The following is a 16,373-nucleotide window of genomic DNA, read 5'->3' on the forward strand; positions in this document are numbered from 1 at the left end:
TCTCACCTCTAAATAAATTATGAATCAAGATCTGATTATAAGCATCATTGAGATGCTGGGAACATTTGCATTTGCCATATCTGGCATACGCCACGCAGCAGCTAAGCACTTCGACTGGTTTGGAGGCTATGTCTGTGGCATAGCTGTGGCTATAGGCGGCGGAACCATTCGTGACGTGATGCTGTCAACGACACCATTCTGGATGACCACACCTATTTATATTATCTGTACGGCTGTGGCGCTGCTCACCGTGGCGTTCTTCGAACGATGGATGGAGCCACTGAAGAACGCATGGTTCGTGTTCGACACCTTCGGACTGGCACTCTTCACCGTAGCCGGCATACAGAAGAGCCTCGCTTTCGGACAGCCTTTCTGGGTAGCCATCATCATGGGCTGCATAACAGGCTCGGCAGGCGGAGTCATCCGCGACGTGCTTCTCAACAACGAGCCCGTCATCTTCCACAAGGAGATCTATGCCATGGCTTGCGTACTTGGCGGACTGGTCTATTGGGCTTGCATCACTCTCAACTGTCCTGTTGAACTTACAGCAATAGTAACATTCCTCGTGGTCTGCGTCTGTCGTCTCCTTGCCGTGCGCTACCACATCTCGCTGCCCATATTGAAGTCATACGAAGAAAATAATAAACAAGAATAATACACTATGAGAATAAATACAGGAATAAAACGTGGCGACGACTACGACCGTTTCGTTGTCAGCCAGGAGCAACCACTGCTGGAGTTTCTCCTTGAGAACGTCAAGCAGAGCCGCACAAAGATAAAAGCCACCCTTCAGGGCCGTGGCATCAAGGTAGATGGAAAGACCGTCACACAGTTCGACTTCACACTCCGTCCAGGCATGAAGGTTGCCGTGAGCCGTTCTAAGCGCAACCAGCAGGAATTCAAGAACCGCTATGTGAAGATTGTCTATGAAGACCGCTGGATCATCGTCATTGAGAAAAACATCGGCATACTGTCTATGGCAGCAGGTCATTCATCGCTCAACGTGAAGAGCGTGCTCGATGACTACTTCAAGAAGTCGCGACAGAAGTGCACGGCCCATGTCGTACACCGTCTGGACCGTGACACCAGCGGACTCATGATCTACGCCAAGGACATAGATACCGAGCAGGCACTTGAGCACGACTGGCACAACATTGTCTATGACCGACGCTATGTGGCTGTGCTCAGCGGAGAGATGGAAGAAGACCAGGGAACCATACAGAGCTGGCTGAAAGACAATAAAGCCTATATCACCTATTCCTCGCCTGTGGATAATGGTGGCAAGCTCGCCATCTCTCACTTCAGCGTCCTTGACCGCACAACTGAGCACTCGCTTGTGGAGTTCAAGCTTGAGACAGGACGTAAGAACCAGATTCGTGTCCATGCAGCCGATATGGGACATCCCGTCTGCGGCGACCCTAAATACGGCAATGGCGATGACCCCATACACCGTCTCTGCCTACATGCATGGCTGCTCTGCTTCTACCATCCAGTGACAGGCGAGCCCATGGAGTTTGAGACACCTGTGCCAACAGCCTTCCGTCAACTTTTCAAATAATAAACATACCGATGAACAATCTCGTTTACTACATCTTTGTTCTCGCAGTCATCATCGTGGCTGTCACCATAATTAAGAAAGTGGCAAGCTGCATAGTCAAGGCCATCATGCTGCTAATCATCCTTGCGGCACTTTCATTGGCCTATTTCTACCTATTTTGAATATTTTGAAAAAAAGTACATACAAAAATTTGGTCGTGTCAAAAATAATGCGTACCTTTGCACCGCATTTGAGAGAAAGTGTTTTTCGGTAGCATATTTTGCACAACCGAGGAAGTTTGGGTGAGTGGCTGAAACCAGTAGTTTGCTAAACTGCCGTACGGGTGACTGTACCGGGGGTTCGAATCCCCCAGCTTCCGCAACTCTCTCTGGTCGGTTCATCTAACGGTTAGGATACAAGATTCTCAATCTTGGCATAAGGGTTCGATTCCCTTACCGACTACTCACAGTATCTTTATGGTTAAAGTTAATACCGGTCGGTTCATCTAACGGTTAGGATACAAGATTCTCAATCTTGGCATAAGGGTTCGATTCCCTTACCGACTACAGAAAATCCCCTGTTTGCTCAAGCATTCAGGGGATTTTTTTGTTACATCATCGTCATGCAGCTCTGCACTCCGAGGCTTGTTGCTATCGCGGTAAGTATCGCCGCGAGCGTCTGCAAAATAAATTTCCACGTTTCTTTCTTCATAGCTTTCAAGATTATTAGATTAAAAATTTTTAGTTTCTGTAGTTTTTTTCGACCACAGATTACACTGATTTTGTTGTCTATTACAGCGGCTAAGCCGCGATTATTTTTGATTTCACAGATTGCTTGCGCAGCTAATCGCAACTTTAGTTGCTGTAATCGAAATCAAATCCCATCATAGTGCGCAGCTAAAATCTGTGAAATCTGTGAAATCTGTGGTGAATGAACCATTGTTTTCTAACGCTCTTTCTAACTCATCCCCCTCCCCTCGGGCGCTCGGCGCTTGCGACGCTTGGCTCGTCCAAGAATGGAAGGGGTGGGTTTTAGGTTTTAAGGTTCCTCTTCCACTGCCCCTGGGTTCGGCGTGTCATTGCCACCACCGTTGCCGCTTGCGCTTCCGTCGACCAGATATCCACCCTCGAGACCTATCTTCGTGGTGAGCGTGTTGCTCTGGCGCATCACCCTTGCGGTGTAGATGCTGTTCTTGCTCTGGTCGGCGAGGAACTTCACGCCTATGCGAGTGATGTTCTTCGAGATGTCGAAGTCTTCGGAGCTGTCCGCACCTGTGGAGCTGGCACCGAGGTAGAGCGTGCCTATTCCGTCGAGCTTCACCTTGTAGCCCTCTGCCAGCTGCTCTGCTATGCAGTGCATCAGCTTGCGGGTCACGCCCAGCACCACGTCGTCGGTATACACAGAGCCGTGCTTCATGATGTGGTTGGCCAGCTCATCGGTGCCCATTGTGCCGCGGTGGAGCACCTTGCCATACCACTTGCCGTAACACTTCGTCAGCTTCTCGTTTGTGTTCTGATACTTCTTAATTGTAATTGTTCCCATAGTTTTTAATAGTTTAAAGGTTTAAAAGGTTTAAGTTGTTTAATGGTTTAAAAGTTTAAGTTGTTTAAAGGTTTAAGTTGTTTAAGTAGTTTGAGCTCTCTCGTGAGCGTTCTTCCTGATTGCTGGCGGTGTTTTTTCTAAACGCCGCGTGCGTTCTTTCTAAACGCTCTTGTGTGTCATTCGAATGCATTGCAAAGGTACAACATCGCCATTGCGGTTTACGAATACTTTGCTGATTTTTTTTCGAATTTTTTTATGCATAAAAAACAGAAGTAAATAATATCCGTATAAAAGTCAACGTTCTTAGGAAAAAAGTCAACAACCTCAGGGGAGGTTGTCAACATTTCTCAGTTGAGCGAGTAAACTTTTTCCGTATGAATGGGGTAGGTTATTCACTTATTCAGTTATTCACTTTGGACATCTGTGTTTTGAGTATTTCTTGAAGCGAAAATTTTATATTATATATATTATATATAATATATATAATATAAATTAATATTTCAATATTTTTTCTCCACCATCTCTTCTCATCCACTTTCCTCATCCCCTCCATCCCATTCGGTTTTTGAAAAACCTAAATGTCCAAAGTGAATAACTGAATAAGTGAATAACTCGATTAAGTGAGAGCAATGTGAACTTGCTCAAATATTGCCAAACCGAGTAAGCAGTGAGAGCCATGAGAGCTAGCTCTCTAATGGCCGAGGCGCGTTCGAGGTCGGTGAAGTCAACGTGAGAGTTATCGACGAAGTCAATAAGTGAATAACTCGATTACGAGGTGGTGATTCGAGAGAGAAAGTTGAGCAATAAGCTTGTGTCTCTTACGAGAACACGCTGCAAATATACACAAAAATCTTCAAATTCGATGCCCGAAAATGCAAAATCACATAAAATGAAGCGAATTTGTTCACTTTTTCGCTCAATCGTGTACTCAATTAATGACACATGGGGTCTGTCCCTCTGTGCGTCTATCGGTGCTGTGACGCTAAAATGTATGAGATAACACGAAGCGTAGCGGGACGCATTTTTGTATGAGTTTGAGCCGCTATTCATTAAATAATGTGTAATTTCTTAATAAAACACTATTATCTCAGAAATTATTCGTATCTTTGTAGGCTAAAGAGAATAAAGAATTGTAATGGCACAATTAGATAAATTCACAAAAGGGCGCAAGCCCGTGACGTTTGTAGACCTGTTTGCTGGTGCTGGCGGCATCAGCAAGGGATTCATGCAAGCGTATACTGATCACAACTATTACGACTTTGTGTTGGCAAGCGACATCAATGATAATTGCGAGCTGACACACGGGTAAGGTACAATGAGCTAAAATCGACATAACTTATGACGAGTCACGAGAAGAATCAAAATAGGTGGCGTGAGTTCTGCTATGACTTAATAGAGGCGGCAAAGGAAGACATCCTTGAAGATCCATATCAGGATATGATAGAGCAAGGACTACGACTACTGAACTGGAGCAAACCCAAAGGAGAAATCTGCCCTAAGGAACGCATCAAGATTGGTTCGCATAATCAGCTGGAGCCAGACATTACGTTGAAAATTAACGAACGTCCAGTGCTCGTTATTGAGGTGAAGAGACCAAGGAATAAACTCAATGAAGACCAGATATTGCAGTTAGTATCTTACATGCGCCAATGTCGTGTGCCATTCGGTTTGTATATTGGCGATAGGATTGCTTTGTTCTATGACGACTCTGTGAATGAGCCTACTGAGGTGTGGGGTGTAAGTCTTGATTCTGAGGCTGATGAAGGTTGGCGTTTTGTAGACTTCTTCGCACGTAGTTCGTTTAGTGAGGAACGGCTTGAAATCTTCTGCAAAGAGCGTATGAACGAAATTCACACATCGATGGGATTACGTGACATTACAGGAAAACTTGCAGAAGATGGTGGCGATGCTATTTTAAAGGAAATGGTTGAGCATTATCTTGTTGGAATGAAACGATACGATAACGGACTTGTTACAAAGTTGCTGAACCGCTACAAGTTCATTGCCCAGCCATTAGGACAAAAGGAAGATGAGGATGATAATGCGGACATGGAGAATGAAATAGGCCAACAGTCACATTATGTCCTCGTTAAGCAGCCCCGTTCCAAGAATGGCAGCAATGGACGTGACAACACGAAGTATTCCATTGATGGCGGCACGAACTATTTTGGCAAGAACAGAATAGTCCGTGAGATTATCATCCGCTATTTAGAACTTCATCCCAAACTAACATTTCGCCAGCTGGAGCAGATATTCCCTGACGAGATGCAAGGTTCATACGGCGTAGTCAGAAGCCTTGATGAACTGCATGAAATGGAGCATGACCGCAAAGATTTGGAGACTCGCTATCTGATGAAGGAAGAAGAATTGTTGAAGACGGCAGACGGCGTTCGATTTGCTGTTTGTAACCAATGGGGAGCCTATAACATCCCCAATATTTTCCGTGTGATGGAGAAATGGGGTTGGAACGTAATAAAAGACAAAGAATGAAGAACAAGTTTTTTAAGGATTTCGACAAATACTACATCGGAATAGAAACTGCTGATGGTAAAAAGCATTGTATTCGTGGTTGGTATCTTGACCAAAGATTTGCTCATAAGGAATGCCCCAAGGGATATAACATGTATGAATTCCGTGAAGATGATAAAGATGAGTGGGGGTATATTGCTTTTATAGAGCCGTATGTATGGGTAAATCATTCAGGAACTTTCATCACTCGTACTAAGATTCCTTTTGGCGAGAATGGTAATAGAAATTTCTTTGAAATCAGATACGGTCACTATTATTAGATGACGATACCCTTATAAAAAACACTAACCCCGAAGTATGCGTAAGCAGGGACAACGGGGTGTTACGCTACAAAGGTAGGAGGAAAAACTGAAACTTGCAAGAAAAGTGACAGAAAATTTAGAAAAATTAATGAGAAATGGACTTTAAGACGAGTCAAAAGCTATATTCGGTGCCCAGAATGCGCAAATATCAGAACGCTTGCGCTGGCGACAAGCGGAAGACGATGCAATTGTATCGCTACAATCTCAGACTATGCCAGCGGTTCTATGGTACATTGAATCTATTGGAGGTTATGTTGAGGAATGCTATTAACGAACACTATATAGCATATTACTCTGATCCTGATTGGATAGTTAACCAAGCAGACAGTGGTAAGTTGCTCGAATATAATAAGGATGAGATAAGACAGACGGAAGCAGGATATAGAAGGCGTGGTATATACAACAACGACAAAATGGTTGCTTCGCTGACGATGGGATTCTGGACAAAACTCTTTTCAAAGAAAAGATACAAGCGAGGTGGCAAGACTCTCCTGCAAATCTTCCCAAACAAACGGAAAGGTAAAAACCAGGCAGATATCTACAAAGACCTCACCCATATCCGCGAGTTCCGCAACCGCATTGCCCACCACGAGCCGATTTGCTTCGATGGTATTGGTAACATCAGCACTGCCTTTGCCCGTGATCATTATCAGCTGATTTGTGAGTATATTGGATATATGGGTCAGCAACCAGATAATGTAATTCAGTGGGCAGAGAAACCTGATGAGGTGTTGAATAAGATTGATAGCATCAGATGAAAAGGAATAGATTAGATACAAAGAGAATAATGATAAAGAATGAGAGTTGGGACTGACATTTCAGACTGGATAATCACGCCAATAGAGAATTATTTGAGTGGTAGAAGTCAAGATGCAGTCTTTGACCTCTATTATCAGGGACTTACTTTCCAAAATATAGCCAGAGACCATAGAGAGGATGAATTGGCTATGGCGATAAGGCCATACGTCATGGAGTATATTCTTTACCCAGAGAACAGAATTTATAGGCTTGGAAAGGCTTATATGGTGACCAGCCTAATATCCAAATCTATGGAGATATGTGACAACTGGGCTCGGATGACTGGCAGAATTAATTGGATAGAATTCATAGATAAACATGCATCTCTCATTCATCAGGAATTATGCTATGAGAATAAATGCATGGTCATCCTATCCCATCTTTCGAGAAAGGGTTATCAAGAGGACTGGGATAGTCTTTATGTTGTAGTAAAAAAGAAGCTAAAGGACAAGGAGGTTCGTAAAGATAGCGAGCGGCTTGAACTGTATGCTTTCTTTATGGCAGTTATTATGATTGAGCGTAGCAAAATGACTATTCCAGATAAAAACAAACAATTGGTTTTGTTGGAGAGGAAATGGAGTGTCATTAGTTACCTGTACTCACTTGTTTTAAACAGAATTGTCGGTACCAAATATACAAAGTATGTCCAATTGGCGGCACAAACACGTAGCAACAAGTCCAGAACAGAATATGGTCATTTGTTTCTTAAGGTTGCTGATTGGATTATTCTTCGAAGCCCTCAATACTTCGCGTCAGAGAATAAATTTAAGTTTCAGCTTGAACAACTGAGGAAGATTGTTGAAGGTGAATATATTAATCATGAACTTGATATTATAGCAGAGACCCTGTTTCCTGAGATATTTGGGAAAAAGACTATAAAGCCGCAAACATCAGAGGAGTTGTCGTCTGAGGCGATTGTTCTTATTGATAGCATAGACGCTTCTCTACACCCTGAAGTTCATAAAAAACTATACGAGAGTTACCTCAAAGCTCACCCAGAGGAAGGGAAACCCGTTATTCAAATAAACCACAATGTAACCATGACAGGAGATCATGCGCAATATATAGAAAATTCAGATAAAGAAGATAAGGAATAACGATATGGGTAGAAAGATAACAATGACTGGCAAGAATGCCCAGTATATAGAGCATCGTGGAGCAAATACTACTCCTGACAACGATAGGGAGATACTGATGAAGGGCGATGAAGCCGTTTATCAGGAATTCGTCACAGACAATCTCCCTGTAAAAAAGAAAGAACCTAAAAAAGTTGTTCAAGAAGAGTGTTATCAAGATAAGGTCGTAGATGCAATTCATGAACTTACTGATGTTGTAAAGGAATCGTTGAAAGAGCCAAAGATCAATCTTCATCTTGAACTTGTCAACAAAAAGGAAACAAACATCGACAAGAACTTTGGCCCCAACATTGAGCATAATGGTGGAACACTGACGCTGCCGGATAACAATAAAGAGCAATAAAGAGTAACGGAAGTGACGTTGTTGTAATATGGACATATTCCTATATATAATTTTTGCCGTAGTTGTTGGAGGCGCTATCATCCTCAGATGGTGGTATAATTCTCCTAAATATAAAGGTAAGGAAGGTGAAAACAGAGTCCACAATATCCTCATGCAATTGCCAGACGATTATGTAATACTGGATGATATCGTTCTACAGACGAATAGAGGTACGACTCAAATAGATCATATCGTTGTTTCAAAATATGGCGTATTCGCCATTGAGACCAAAAACTATCGAGGCGAGATATATGGAGATGACAATCGCAAAGAGTGGACTCAGATGATCATTACTGATGTGACTTACACGAAGAAATGGTGGAAGACCTATACTTATGTCACAAAGAACCATTTCTATAATCCAGTAAAGCAGTCACTGGCGCATTCTATTGCCATAAAGAGTCTGCTTTCAGAATGGTCAGTTTTGAAGGTCGTCCCAATAATTGTATTTACTGGTAGCGCTGTTTTGAAGGATGTTACCTCTAACTATCATGTTGTTTATGATTTCAATCTTTTGGAAACGATTCTTAGTTTCAGGACCATTTATCTGACGGACAATGATGTCCATAGAGTAGTGGATATCCTACTTCATAACAATATCAGGGAATTCGTAGATGATAGGTCGCACGTCAACAACATCTATGCATCAAAAGCAGAGGAAAATAGTAAAGTAGCTTTGGGGATTTGTCCCCAATGTGGTGGCAATCTCGTTATGCGTACTGGCAAGTATGGCACCTTTTATGGATGCTCCAATTATCCTAAGTGCAAGTTCACGACTCACTAAACGGCATGAGCCGCTATATGGAGAATAATGACGAAGAGGGATTCTTTTAGTCGCTTTGCTTAGTAAAAGCGGCAGAGCCGAGCGGGGACTGACGATGTCTGATGCTTGATGTAATATGTAATAGATAAGACGTAGCAAGATCTAGTATCGGCTCAAAAATAATACTGCGAAATGTAATTTTTAGCTCAAAATGAGCCGATAATTAAAAAATTATCCATATCTTTGCGCCGATTAAAGAACGTAAAGATATGGATATATCAAGAGAAATATTGCAGTTTCTGCATTATCATCCGCTTTCGTCGCGCGATGAAATAGCCCGTGGTACAGCTTTCGAGGGAAGCGATGCCACTATGAAACGTCTGCTTGCTACGGCAGTGGCCAAGGGCGATGTAGTGGTGGAAGGTAAGGCGCGTGCCACAAGGTATAAGCTGTCGGACCAGGCTCATCTGCTGATGCCGCTAAATCTGGACACGTACTTTGCGCAGGATGTGGACGAGCGCGAGGTGCAGACGTCTTTCAACTTCGACTTGATACGCTATCAGTTGCCAGCCGTGCACTTGTTTACCGACGAGGAGATGGAACACCTGAATGCGCTACAGGCGGAATTTCGCCAGCATGTGAGCGAGATGACGGAAAACGAGTATCGCAAGGAAATGGAGCGGCTGGGCATTGACCTGAGCTGGAAATCGTCGCAGATTGAGGGCAATACCTATTCGCTGCTGGAGACGGAGCGACTGCTGCGCGAGAGCAAGACGGCCGACGGCAAGACGAAGGAGGAGGCTGTGATGCTGCTGAATCATAAGGATGCGCTACGATTCGTGCTGGATAATCCTGACTACCTGCAGCAGTTGACGGTGAGCCATATAGAGGATATCCACCAGCTGCTGACTAAGGAGCTTTCGGTGGACAGGGGTATCCGACATCGCCGTGTGGGTATCACAGGCACCAACTATCATCCGCTGGACAACGAGTTCCAGATTCGCGAGGCTATGCATGATACCTGCGACCTGATAAACAGCAAGGAGGACGTGTTCGAGAAGGCGCTGCTGACGCTGGTGCTTCTGTCGTATATCCAGGCTTTTTCTGACGGTAACAAGCGCACGGCTCGCATCACCAGCAATGCCATTCTGATAGCCAACGGCTACTGTCCGTTGAGTTTCCGTTCTGTTGACTCCATCGACTACAAGAAGGCGATGCTCATCTTCTACGAGCAGAACAATCTGTATGCCTTCAAGCAGATATTCATCGACCAGTTTGACTTTGCCGTGAGAGAGTATTTTTAATTGAAAACAACAAGATAATAACGATAAAGCTGACAAGGTTGTGGTTGAACGCTTGTAAGAATTATATAGAGAATAAGATGATGGAATTTAAAAAGACAGCAGCAGAAATGCTGGAGTATTACAAGACAGAGGTGTTCGGCAAGATGGGCATCGAGATAGAGGGTCTGCAAAACAAATTTCCACGTTTCGTTCTTCATAGCTTTCTTCTTTAACAACGGATTTCACGGATTTCACGGATTTTTTTCTCGCGTTCTTTTCTAACTCATCCCCCTCCCCTCGGGCGCTCGGCGCTTGCGACGCTTGGCTCGTCCAAGAATGGAAGGGGTGGGTTTTAGGTTTTAAGGCTCTTCCTCGATAGCCCCTCCGCCTGGCGTCTCATTGCCGCCGCTTCCGCTTCCCTCCTGCTCTCCGAAGGTCACCTTCGAGTTGCCTATCTTCGTGGTGAGGTTGGTGTTCTTGCGCATCATGCGTGCGGTGTAGAGGCTGTCGTTGCTCTGGTCGGCTGTGAACTTCACGCCTATGCGTGTGATGTTCTTCGAGATATCGAAGTCCTCGTAGGTGTCAGAGCCTGTGGAGGTGGCTGCGAGATAGAGCGTGCCTATTCCGTCGAGCTTCACCTTGTAGCCCTCTGTGAGCAGCTCTGCTATGCAGCGCATCAGCTTGCGTGTCACGCCCAGCACCACGTCGTCGGTGTACAGCGTGCCGTGGCTCATGATGTGGTTGGCCAGATCATCGGTGTCGAGTGTCTCGCGGTGGAGCACCTTGCCATAGTACTTGCCGTAGCATTTTGGCAGCTTCTCGTTAGTGTTCTTGTAAACTTTAATTGTTACTTGTCCCATAATTGTGTGTTTTTAATTGTATTAGATTACCCTTGCGACCAGCTTCATCGGGTGGCCGCTTCCCGTGTGTTTTAACGATACAAAGATACGAAATAATTTCCATTCCACCAAATATTTACGCAAATATTTTTAAAGAAAAAGTTTAAGAGGTGAGACCACTAACCTCTAACTAAACGCCCGGAGCGTTTAGTAAGAACTCTCCGAGCGTTTAGGCCTATCGCTTCTTAGCATGAGAAATACAGAAAGTAGGAAAGTAGGAAAGTGGACATAAAGCATTTTCTGACCTACCAGAAGCGCTAATGAATACAGAAAAGAGACATTTATAGTAGAAGTTTTTTTAAAATATTATTATTACCATTATTCTTTTTTATTATTGCTATTATAATGGTGTTTTATATTATTATTCTTAATTATCTTCCTTACAAAAATACCTTAATGTCCACTTTCCTACTTTCTTACTTTCCTACTTTCTCGTGAATAACTCACATAAAGATTTGTCGTTCCAAAAATAATCACTATCTTTGCAAAAAAGAAAAATGTAGACATTGTCCTATCGTCCACGTAATGCTGGCATTCAATGGTGAAGCAAAGATTATGAGATAATAAATATATGCTACTACAAAAGAATATTGTCAAGAAGAACCTTAATCTGCTTAGTGAAGAGCAGATAGCAAAACCTTGGGCTCAATACTCAAGCTATTTCCTGAACGAGGAAATACAAGCCAACATCCATAAAATAAAGGAAGAGCAGTTCCAAGAGGGGTTCTTGCGCGAGCTGTTTGTGAAGGTGCTGGGCTATACCATCAATCCTTCGCCCAACTATAATCTGACGACGGAACTGAAGAACGAAGTCGGTTCAAAAAAGGCCGACGGGGCCATACTGCTCGACGGCGAGGTGATTGGCGTGATAGAACTGAAAGACCACAAGACGCCAGATTTGGCAAGCATAGAAAATCAGGCTTTCGGTTATAAGAGCAAGCACAAGGATACTCGTCTGGTCATCATATCCAACTTTGAGAAGCTACGCCTATACATAGACAATGCGGTGGAGTATCGTGAGTGGGACATCTTTCACATGACCTACGACGACTTCCGCGAGCTATACCTTTGTCTGGCTTGGACGCAGGTGGAGCGAGGCGTTGCCCTGCAGATGAAGAATGAGTCTGTATCTTCTGAAGACCAGATTACAAACGCACTATATAAAGACTATTCGCAGTTTAAGCGCGTGCTCTTTGCCGACATCGTGGCACAGAATCCTACACCTGAGTGTAGGGATGAGAAGGAGTGGCAACTGCTCTTGTTCAAGAAGACGCAGAAGCTGCTGGACCGTCTGCTCTTCATCTTCTTTGCCGAGGACTGCGGGCTGCTGCCGCCCAATATGATAGTACAAATTGTGGACGAATGGGAACAGCTGAAAGACCTTGACATGGATGTGTCTCTCTACGAGCGCATCAAGAAACATTTTGGCTATCTTGATACGGGCTATCAGGGTAAGAAATACGAGATATTTGCCTACAATGGTGGTCTCTTCAAACCAGATGATGTGCTCAATAGTCTCACAATTAGCGACGATATTCTTGCTGAACACACGCGTAAACTCTCTGCCTACGACTTCGAGAGCGATGTAGATGTAAACATCTTGGGCCATATTTTCGAGAACTCACTTTCGGAAATTGAGGAAGTGACGCAGCAAATCAACAACGGCGAAGCGCCCCAGACCTCCAAACGCAAGCAGGACGGAGTGTTCTACACCCCTCAGTATATCACGAAGTATATTGTGGAGAACACCGTTGGCCGACTCTGTGCTGAGAAGAAGCAGGAGTTGAACATCGTTGAGGATGAGTATTTCTCAGACCAACGCCGCCAACTGAAAACCAAACAACGCTTGCTGGAGCAATTGCACCAGTATCGTAACTGGTTGCTCCAGATTAAAATCCTTGACCCTGCTTGCGGCAGTGGTGCTTTCCTAAATGCTGCTCTTCAATTCCTGATGACTGAACACAAGCACTTGGACGAGATGGAAGCCAAGGTGGCAGGTGCTGCCATCGTCTTCCAAGACGTGGAGAACAGCATTCTGGAGCATAACCTTTATGGTGTTGACATCAACGAAGAGAGCGTCGAGATAGCCCAGCTTGCCCTTTGGCTGCGCACCGCTAAACCTCACCGTAAGCTAAACTCGCTGAATGAAAACATAAAGTGTGGCAACTCGCTTATCAGCGACCCAGCTATTGCTGGCGAAAAGGCATTCAATTGGCAAGAGCAGTTCCCCAAAGTATTCGAGAAAGGAGGCTTCGATGTGGTGATTGGTAATCCGCCGTATGTAAGAGCAGATAGCCCAGGCAATTCCTTGGATTTCCGCAATTATATGACATCCTGTGGTAAATGGGAAACGTTGTCAGGAAAATGGGATTTATACATTCCCTTCCTTGAATTATCTATCAAATTGTCTAAACCAAACAGTCTTTGTTCATTCATTATTCCTGATGCCTATTGCCATGCAGAATATGGCAAGCGGAGTCTTGAGTATATGAAGGAACATCACTTCCTTTCAATGATAGATTATTTCCCCAATATTGAGGTGTTTGAAAATGTTGGCGTTAAGAGTGTCATTGTTAATTTCGATAAATGTGGTGTCAAATGTTTTAAGCAAAGAATACATGATGCCAACCATCAATATGTTGAAAACACATTAGACCGTTATCCTGATAACCTGAGAATTGATGCCAAGCAAAGCCTTCTTGAAGGAAGGATAGACATGATTCCTTTAGGGAATGTTTGTTATATTACAAAAGGCATTGTAGGTAATAGCGATGAAAAACAATATAAAGGAGAGTTCCTTGTTGGTGATCTCCTTTCTGACATAAAAGATAAAGAGCATCCCAAACTTTATTATGAAGGGAAGGATATAAGTAGTTGGAAACTATTACGCGGGCGCTATATAGAGTATGGTACAGACCGTTCACCAAGCAAGTGGAGCCGTAAGGGTTTTACGGAAATGTTTGAAGGCTCTCCCAAGTTGGTTACGATGCGAAGTCCGGGAGCTTTTCCTCGTACATTCCTTGACATTGAAAATGGATATTTCAACGAAAGTGCCATTGGTTTTAAGCGTTGGATTGACTTAAAGGGTATTGAGAACAATAGTGTGTCAAAAGCATACAAAGACAAAGAGGAAAGAAGTAAGTTTGAAGAAGACTCAGCTAACTATTCTTATAATGCTTTGCTTGCAATCTTTAATTCATCGCTTATTAGATATGAACTTAATACGGAACGTCGTAGTAACATTCATATCTATCCAGATGATTGGAAACGTCTTGTGCTACCAAGAGTAAAGCAAGAGCAGCTGATATCTCTTGAATCTCTTGCAGAAACTATGCTCTCTCTTATATCCAAACTTCAGGACAAACGCAGTCGATTCCAGCGCAGACTAATTGATAACTTGGAAGGTGTGAAAATAACGACAGCCTTGCAGCAGTTTGACCAGATGACATTTGCTGATTTTCTGAAAGAGTTGAAGAAACAGAAGATAAACATCCCCATCAAGCAGCAAGACGAGTGGGAAGATGCCTTCAATGAGCGTGTGGCAGAATGCCAAGGGCTCTCGGCGCAGATAAAAGCCACAGATGAAGAGATAGATAATAAAGTGTTCGACCTCTATGGACTGACCGAGGAAGAACGCAGAATAGTGATGGATGCATAACGTAATTTTACCAAGATTATAATGGACTACATAAATATACCCCGCACACTAATATACAAAGAACGCACTGATTTGAAAGATTTTGGTGTGAAAGAACCAGGGACAATGAATCATCTGCTCTTTTCAAATCTGAAAGATTTATTCAAGTCTACAGATAGGTTAAAAGAGTTAATACTTCGATGCTTTAACAATGCCTATTATATATGTACAATAATACCTTTTGAGGACTTCCCTGAGACGCAGGTTGCAGAATATGAAAAACTGCTACTAAAAGATGACCCTTACGATTGCGAAGAGGTTTGTGCTGTATCAATGGCAATGGTATGTAAGTTGCTCCCAGCTAGTGATACTAGATGGATGCCAGAGAATAGCGATTTGATAGAACAAATACGCTATAGATTCACTCACTATCAGTGGATGAATAGTGGTGCTCGCAATAGTTTTGAATTTATGGAGGAAAAACATAATACAGATGTACTAATCATTCCTCCAAGCGAATTTGCTCCGCGTGATATTGTTGAAGCCATAGAGGAGTTTGGAAATGACCAACCGCATCTATTAGTGCAGGGTATAGAGTATATTTGTGAGAGACTTGCCTGTATAGATGACTTACGAAGAAGAATGTATGGGACAGATTTGGCTATAGCTCATTTAAAAGGTTTCCTTCAAGAAACATACGCAGACTATTGCTACGACCCTAAAAAAAAGAAGTTCATGTCATTAGGGCCAGGAGAAGGTTACGACATAAATTATATAGATAGTATGTTGAATGAAATCAATCCTATCAAAGAGGCCATTAAATACATTACAGAACACTACCCGACTAAGGAAGAGAATACATCTCAGGAGGAAACTGTTGAAACTCCTCAGACACTAGAAACTGAGGTTCTTCAGAAAACAATAGGGAAACTGGAGTCGAAACATCAAGAGCGATCAACTTCCGAGACAACACAACTACAAGCTAGCATCAAAGAATTGCAAAATGCACTGAATGAAGAGAAGGCAAAGAATGCAAGGCTTGAAGAGGAAAAGGCAATACTTTGCGAACCTGTAAAAGAGCTGACTGCCACACAGAACATACGATTGGCATTCGCTCTACAACTGTTACATGCAGCGGGATTAGCAGACTTTAAATCACTCAAAGCCAACCGTCAACTAACAAAAGTGGCTCAACTATTGAGCCTTTTGCTTGACATACGCAGTACCAATAAAAAGAATGGTCCGGCGCACACCTGTATGAAGTGGCTCACTTTTAGAGAGTATGTAACAAGCACGAATACGGAACAAATTATAGAGCTCAATAAACTGTTTGCAGAATTGGATTTGAGCATTGCCCTGAGCTTAGAAAACCCTGCAGTATAAAGGTGTGACAAGGTGTCACAGGGGAGAATTGTCAGGGAGAACTTGACAATTTGTCGGGGAGTATAAATAATTTTTGAGGGGAGATTTTTCTCCCCCTAGTTTGTTTATGGGGGAGAATATTAGATTGGTATAAATTGCATGCCATTTGCACTTTTGCACTGTGAACGTTAGGTCTCGCAGTG

General features: G+C 43.3%; 17 protein-coding genes and 3 tRNA genes. 17 read left to right on the forward strand and 3 right to left on the reverse strand.

The window, feature by feature from the left end; genetic code table 11:
* The first annotated feature begins 19 nt into the window (after positions 1–19).
* The 6 genes from M1L52_RS12100 (at position 20) to M1L52_RS12125 (ending at position 2,103) form a co-directional block, all read left to right on the forward strand.
* On the forward strand, positions 20–655 hold the full coding sequence (locus M1L52_RS12100; RefSeq protein WP_248615262.1) for a trimeric intracellular cation channel family protein: 636 nt from the start codon (positions 20–22) through the stop codon (positions 653–655).
* Between the two features lie 6 nt (positions 656–661).
* Positions 662–1,558 carry an RluA family pseudouridine synthase gene (locus tag M1L52_RS12105; RefSeq protein ID WP_248615263.1) on the forward strand — a complete coding sequence of 299 codons (897 nt, stop codon included), beginning with the start codon at positions 662–664 and terminating at the stop codon, positions 1,556–1,558.
* Positions 1,559–1,569: 11 nt separating this feature from the next.
* Positions 1,570–1,719, forward strand: coding sequence for a hypothetical protein (locus M1L52_RS12110; RefSeq protein WP_248615264.1), 150 nt, complete (start codon positions 1,570–1,572; stop codon positions 1,717–1,719).
* A gap of 110 nt (positions 1,720–1,829) precedes the next feature.
* Positions 1,830–1,916 (forward strand) — tRNA-Ser (locus M1L52_RS12115).
* 11 nt (positions 1,917–1,927) lie between these two features.
* Positions 1,928–1,999, forward strand: a tRNA-Glu gene (locus M1L52_RS12120).
* Positions 2,000–2,031: 32 nt separating this feature from the next.
* Positions 2,032–2,103 (forward strand) — tRNA-Glu (locus M1L52_RS12125).
* 43 nt (positions 2,104–2,146) lie between these two features.
* Here the strand turns inward: M1L52_RS12125 and M1L52_RS12130 are convergent.
* Together M1L52_RS12130 and M1L52_RS12135 are read right to left on the reverse strand one after the other, a co-directional pair.
* Positions 2,147–2,248 carry a smalltalk protein gene (locus M1L52_RS12130; protein WP_248613829.1) on the reverse strand — a complete coding sequence of 34 codons (102 nt, stop codon included), beginning with the start codon at positions 2,246–2,248 and terminating at the stop codon, positions 2,147–2,149.
* Positions 2,249–2,575: 327 nt separating this feature from the next.
* Positions 2,576–3,079, reverse strand: coding sequence for a hypothetical protein (locus M1L52_RS12135; RefSeq protein WP_248615265.1), 504 nt, complete (start codon positions 3,077–3,079; stop codon positions 2,576–2,578).
* 1,135 nt (positions 3,080–4,214) lie between these two features.
* On the opposite strand from M1L52_RS12135, the gene M1L52_RS12140 reads away from it, so the two are divergent.
* From M1L52_RS12140 to M1L52_RS16410, 9 genes are all read left to right on the forward strand, one after another.
* Positions 4,215–4,388 carry a DNA cytosine methyltransferase gene (locus M1L52_RS12140; protein WP_248615266.1) on the forward strand — a complete coding sequence of 58 codons (174 nt, stop codon included), beginning with the start codon at positions 4,215–4,217 and terminating at the stop codon, positions 4,386–4,388.
* Positions 4,389–4,417: 29 nt separating this feature from the next.
* Positions 4,418–5,569: a type I restriction enzyme HsdR N-terminal domain-containing protein gene (locus M1L52_RS12145; protein WP_248615267.1), complete on the forward strand. Its 1,152-nt coding sequence runs from the start codon at positions 4,418–4,420 to the stop codon at positions 5,567–5,569.
* Positions 5,566–5,868, forward strand: a complete 303-nt coding sequence (locus M1L52_RS12150) for an LPD28 domain-containing protein (RefSeq protein WP_248615268.1) — start codon at positions 5,566–5,568, stop codon at positions 5,866–5,868. The genes M1L52_RS12145 and M1L52_RS12150 overlap by 4 nt, the downstream gene beginning before the upstream one ends.
* A gap of 179 nt (positions 5,869–6,047) precedes the next feature.
* Positions 6,048–6,668: an Abi family protein gene (locus M1L52_RS12155; RefSeq protein ID WP_248615269.1), complete on the forward strand. Its 621-nt coding sequence runs from the start codon at positions 6,048–6,050 to the stop codon at positions 6,666–6,668.
* 39 nt (positions 6,669–6,707) lie between these two features.
* Complete coding sequence (locus tag M1L52_RS12160) at positions 6,708–7,805, forward strand: hypothetical protein (RefSeq protein WP_248615270.1); 1,098 nt, start codon at positions 6,708–6,710, stop codon at positions 7,803–7,805.
* A 4-nt stretch (positions 7,806–7,809) separates the two neighbouring features.
* On the forward strand, positions 7,810–8,187 hold the full coding sequence (locus tag M1L52_RS12165) for a hypothetical protein (RefSeq protein ID WP_248615271.1): 378 nt from the start codon (positions 7,810–7,812) through the stop codon (positions 8,185–8,187).
* A 28-nt stretch (positions 8,188–8,215) separates the two neighbouring features.
* Positions 8,216–9,010: an NERD domain-containing protein gene (locus M1L52_RS12170; RefSeq protein ID WP_248615272.1), complete on the forward strand. Its 795-nt coding sequence runs from the start codon at positions 8,216–8,218 to the stop codon at positions 9,008–9,010.
* 248 nt (positions 9,011–9,258) lie between these two features.
* Positions 9,259–10,293 carry a Fic family protein gene (locus M1L52_RS12175; protein WP_248615273.1) on the forward strand — a complete coding sequence of 345 codons (1,035 nt, stop codon included), beginning with the start codon at positions 9,259–9,261 and terminating at the stop codon, positions 10,291–10,293.
* A gap of 77 nt (positions 10,294–10,370) precedes the next feature.
* Entirely contained in the window at positions 10,371–10,505 is a 135-nt protein-coding gene (locus M1L52_RS16410) for a hypothetical protein (protein WP_262917995.1), read from the forward strand.
* A 126-nt stretch (positions 10,506–10,631) separates the two neighbouring features.
* Here M1L52_RS16410 and M1L52_RS12180 read toward each other — a convergent pair whose 3' ends face one another.
* Positions 10,632–11,132, reverse strand: a complete 501-nt coding sequence (locus M1L52_RS12180; RefSeq protein WP_248615274.1) for a hypothetical protein — start codon at positions 11,130–11,132, stop codon at positions 10,632–10,634.
* A 610-nt stretch (positions 11,133–11,742) separates the two neighbouring features.
* On the opposite strand from M1L52_RS12180, the gene M1L52_RS12185 reads away from it, so the two are divergent.
* Positions 11,743–14,829: an Eco57I restriction-modification methylase domain-containing protein gene (locus M1L52_RS12185; protein ID WP_248615275.1), complete on the forward strand. Its 3,087-nt coding sequence runs from the start codon at positions 11,743–11,745 to the stop codon at positions 14,827–14,829.
* Between the two features lie 72 nt (positions 14,830–14,901).
* The gene (locus M1L52_RS12190) at positions 14,902–16,191 is read left to right on the forward strand and encodes a hypothetical protein (protein WP_248615276.1); all 1,290 of its coding nucleotides are present in this window, start codon (positions 14,902–14,904) and stop codon (positions 16,189–16,191) included.
* The last annotated feature ends 182 nt before the right edge of the window (positions 16,192–16,373 follow it).

The organism is Prevotella sp. E13-27 (genome assembly GCF_023217965.1).
GTDB lineage: Bacteria > Bacteroidota > Bacteroidia > Bacteroidales > Bacteroidaceae > Prevotella.

Coding starts and splice junctions, on each gene's coding strand:
- M1L52_RS12100 (WP_248615262.1), top strand. CDS start 20: ATGAATCAAGATCTGATTATAAGCATCATTGAGATGCTGGGAACATTT.
- M1L52_RS12105 (WP_248615263.1), top strand. CDS start 662: ATGAGAATAAATACAGGAATAAAACGTGGCGACGACTACGACCGTTTC.
- M1L52_RS12110 (WP_248615264.1), top strand. CDS start 1,570: ATGAACAATCTCGTTTACTACATCTTTGTTCTCGCAGTCATCATCGTG.
- M1L52_RS12130 (WP_248613829.1), bottom strand. CDS start 2,248: ATGAAGAAAGAAACGTGGAAATTTATTTTGCAGACGCTCGCGGCGATA.
- M1L52_RS12135 (WP_248615265.1), bottom strand. CDS start 3,079: ATGGGAACAATTACAATTAAGAAGTATCAGAACACAAACGAGAAGCTG.
- M1L52_RS12140 (WP_248615266.1), top strand. CDS start 4,215: ATGGCACAATTAGATAAATTCACAAAAGGGCGCAAGCCCGTGACGTTT.
- M1L52_RS12145 (WP_248615267.1), top strand. CDS start 4,418: ATGACGAGTCACGAGAAGAATCAAAATAGGTGGCGTGAGTTCTGCTAT.
- M1L52_RS12150 (WP_248615268.1), top strand. CDS start 5,566: ATGAAGAACAAGTTTTTTAAGGATTTCGACAAATACTACATCGGAATA.
- M1L52_RS12155 (WP_248615269.1), top strand. CDS start 6,048: ATGCGCAAATATCAGAACGCTTGCGCTGGCGACAAGCGGAAGACGATG.
- M1L52_RS12160 (WP_248615270.1), top strand. CDS start 6,708: ATGAGAGTTGGGACTGACATTTCAGACTGGATAATCACGCCAATAGAG.
- M1L52_RS12165 (WP_248615271.1), top strand. CDS start 7,810: ATGGGTAGAAAGATAACAATGACTGGCAAGAATGCCCAGTATATAGAG.
- M1L52_RS12170 (WP_248615272.1), top strand. CDS start 8,216: ATGGACATATTCCTATATATAATTTTTGCCGTAGTTGTTGGAGGCGCT.
- M1L52_RS12175 (WP_248615273.1), top strand. CDS start 9,259: ATGGATATATCAAGAGAAATATTGCAGTTTCTGCATTATCATCCGCTT.
- M1L52_RS16410 (WP_262917995.1), top strand. CDS start 10,371: ATGATGGAATTTAAAAAGACAGCAGCAGAAATGCTGGAGTATTACAAG.
- M1L52_RS12180 (WP_248615274.1), bottom strand. CDS start 11,132: ATGGGACAAGTAACAATTAAAGTTTACAAGAACACTAACGAGAAGCTG.
- M1L52_RS12185 (WP_248615275.1), top strand. CDS start 11,743: ATGCTACTACAAAAGAATATTGTCAAGAAGAACCTTAATCTGCTTAGT.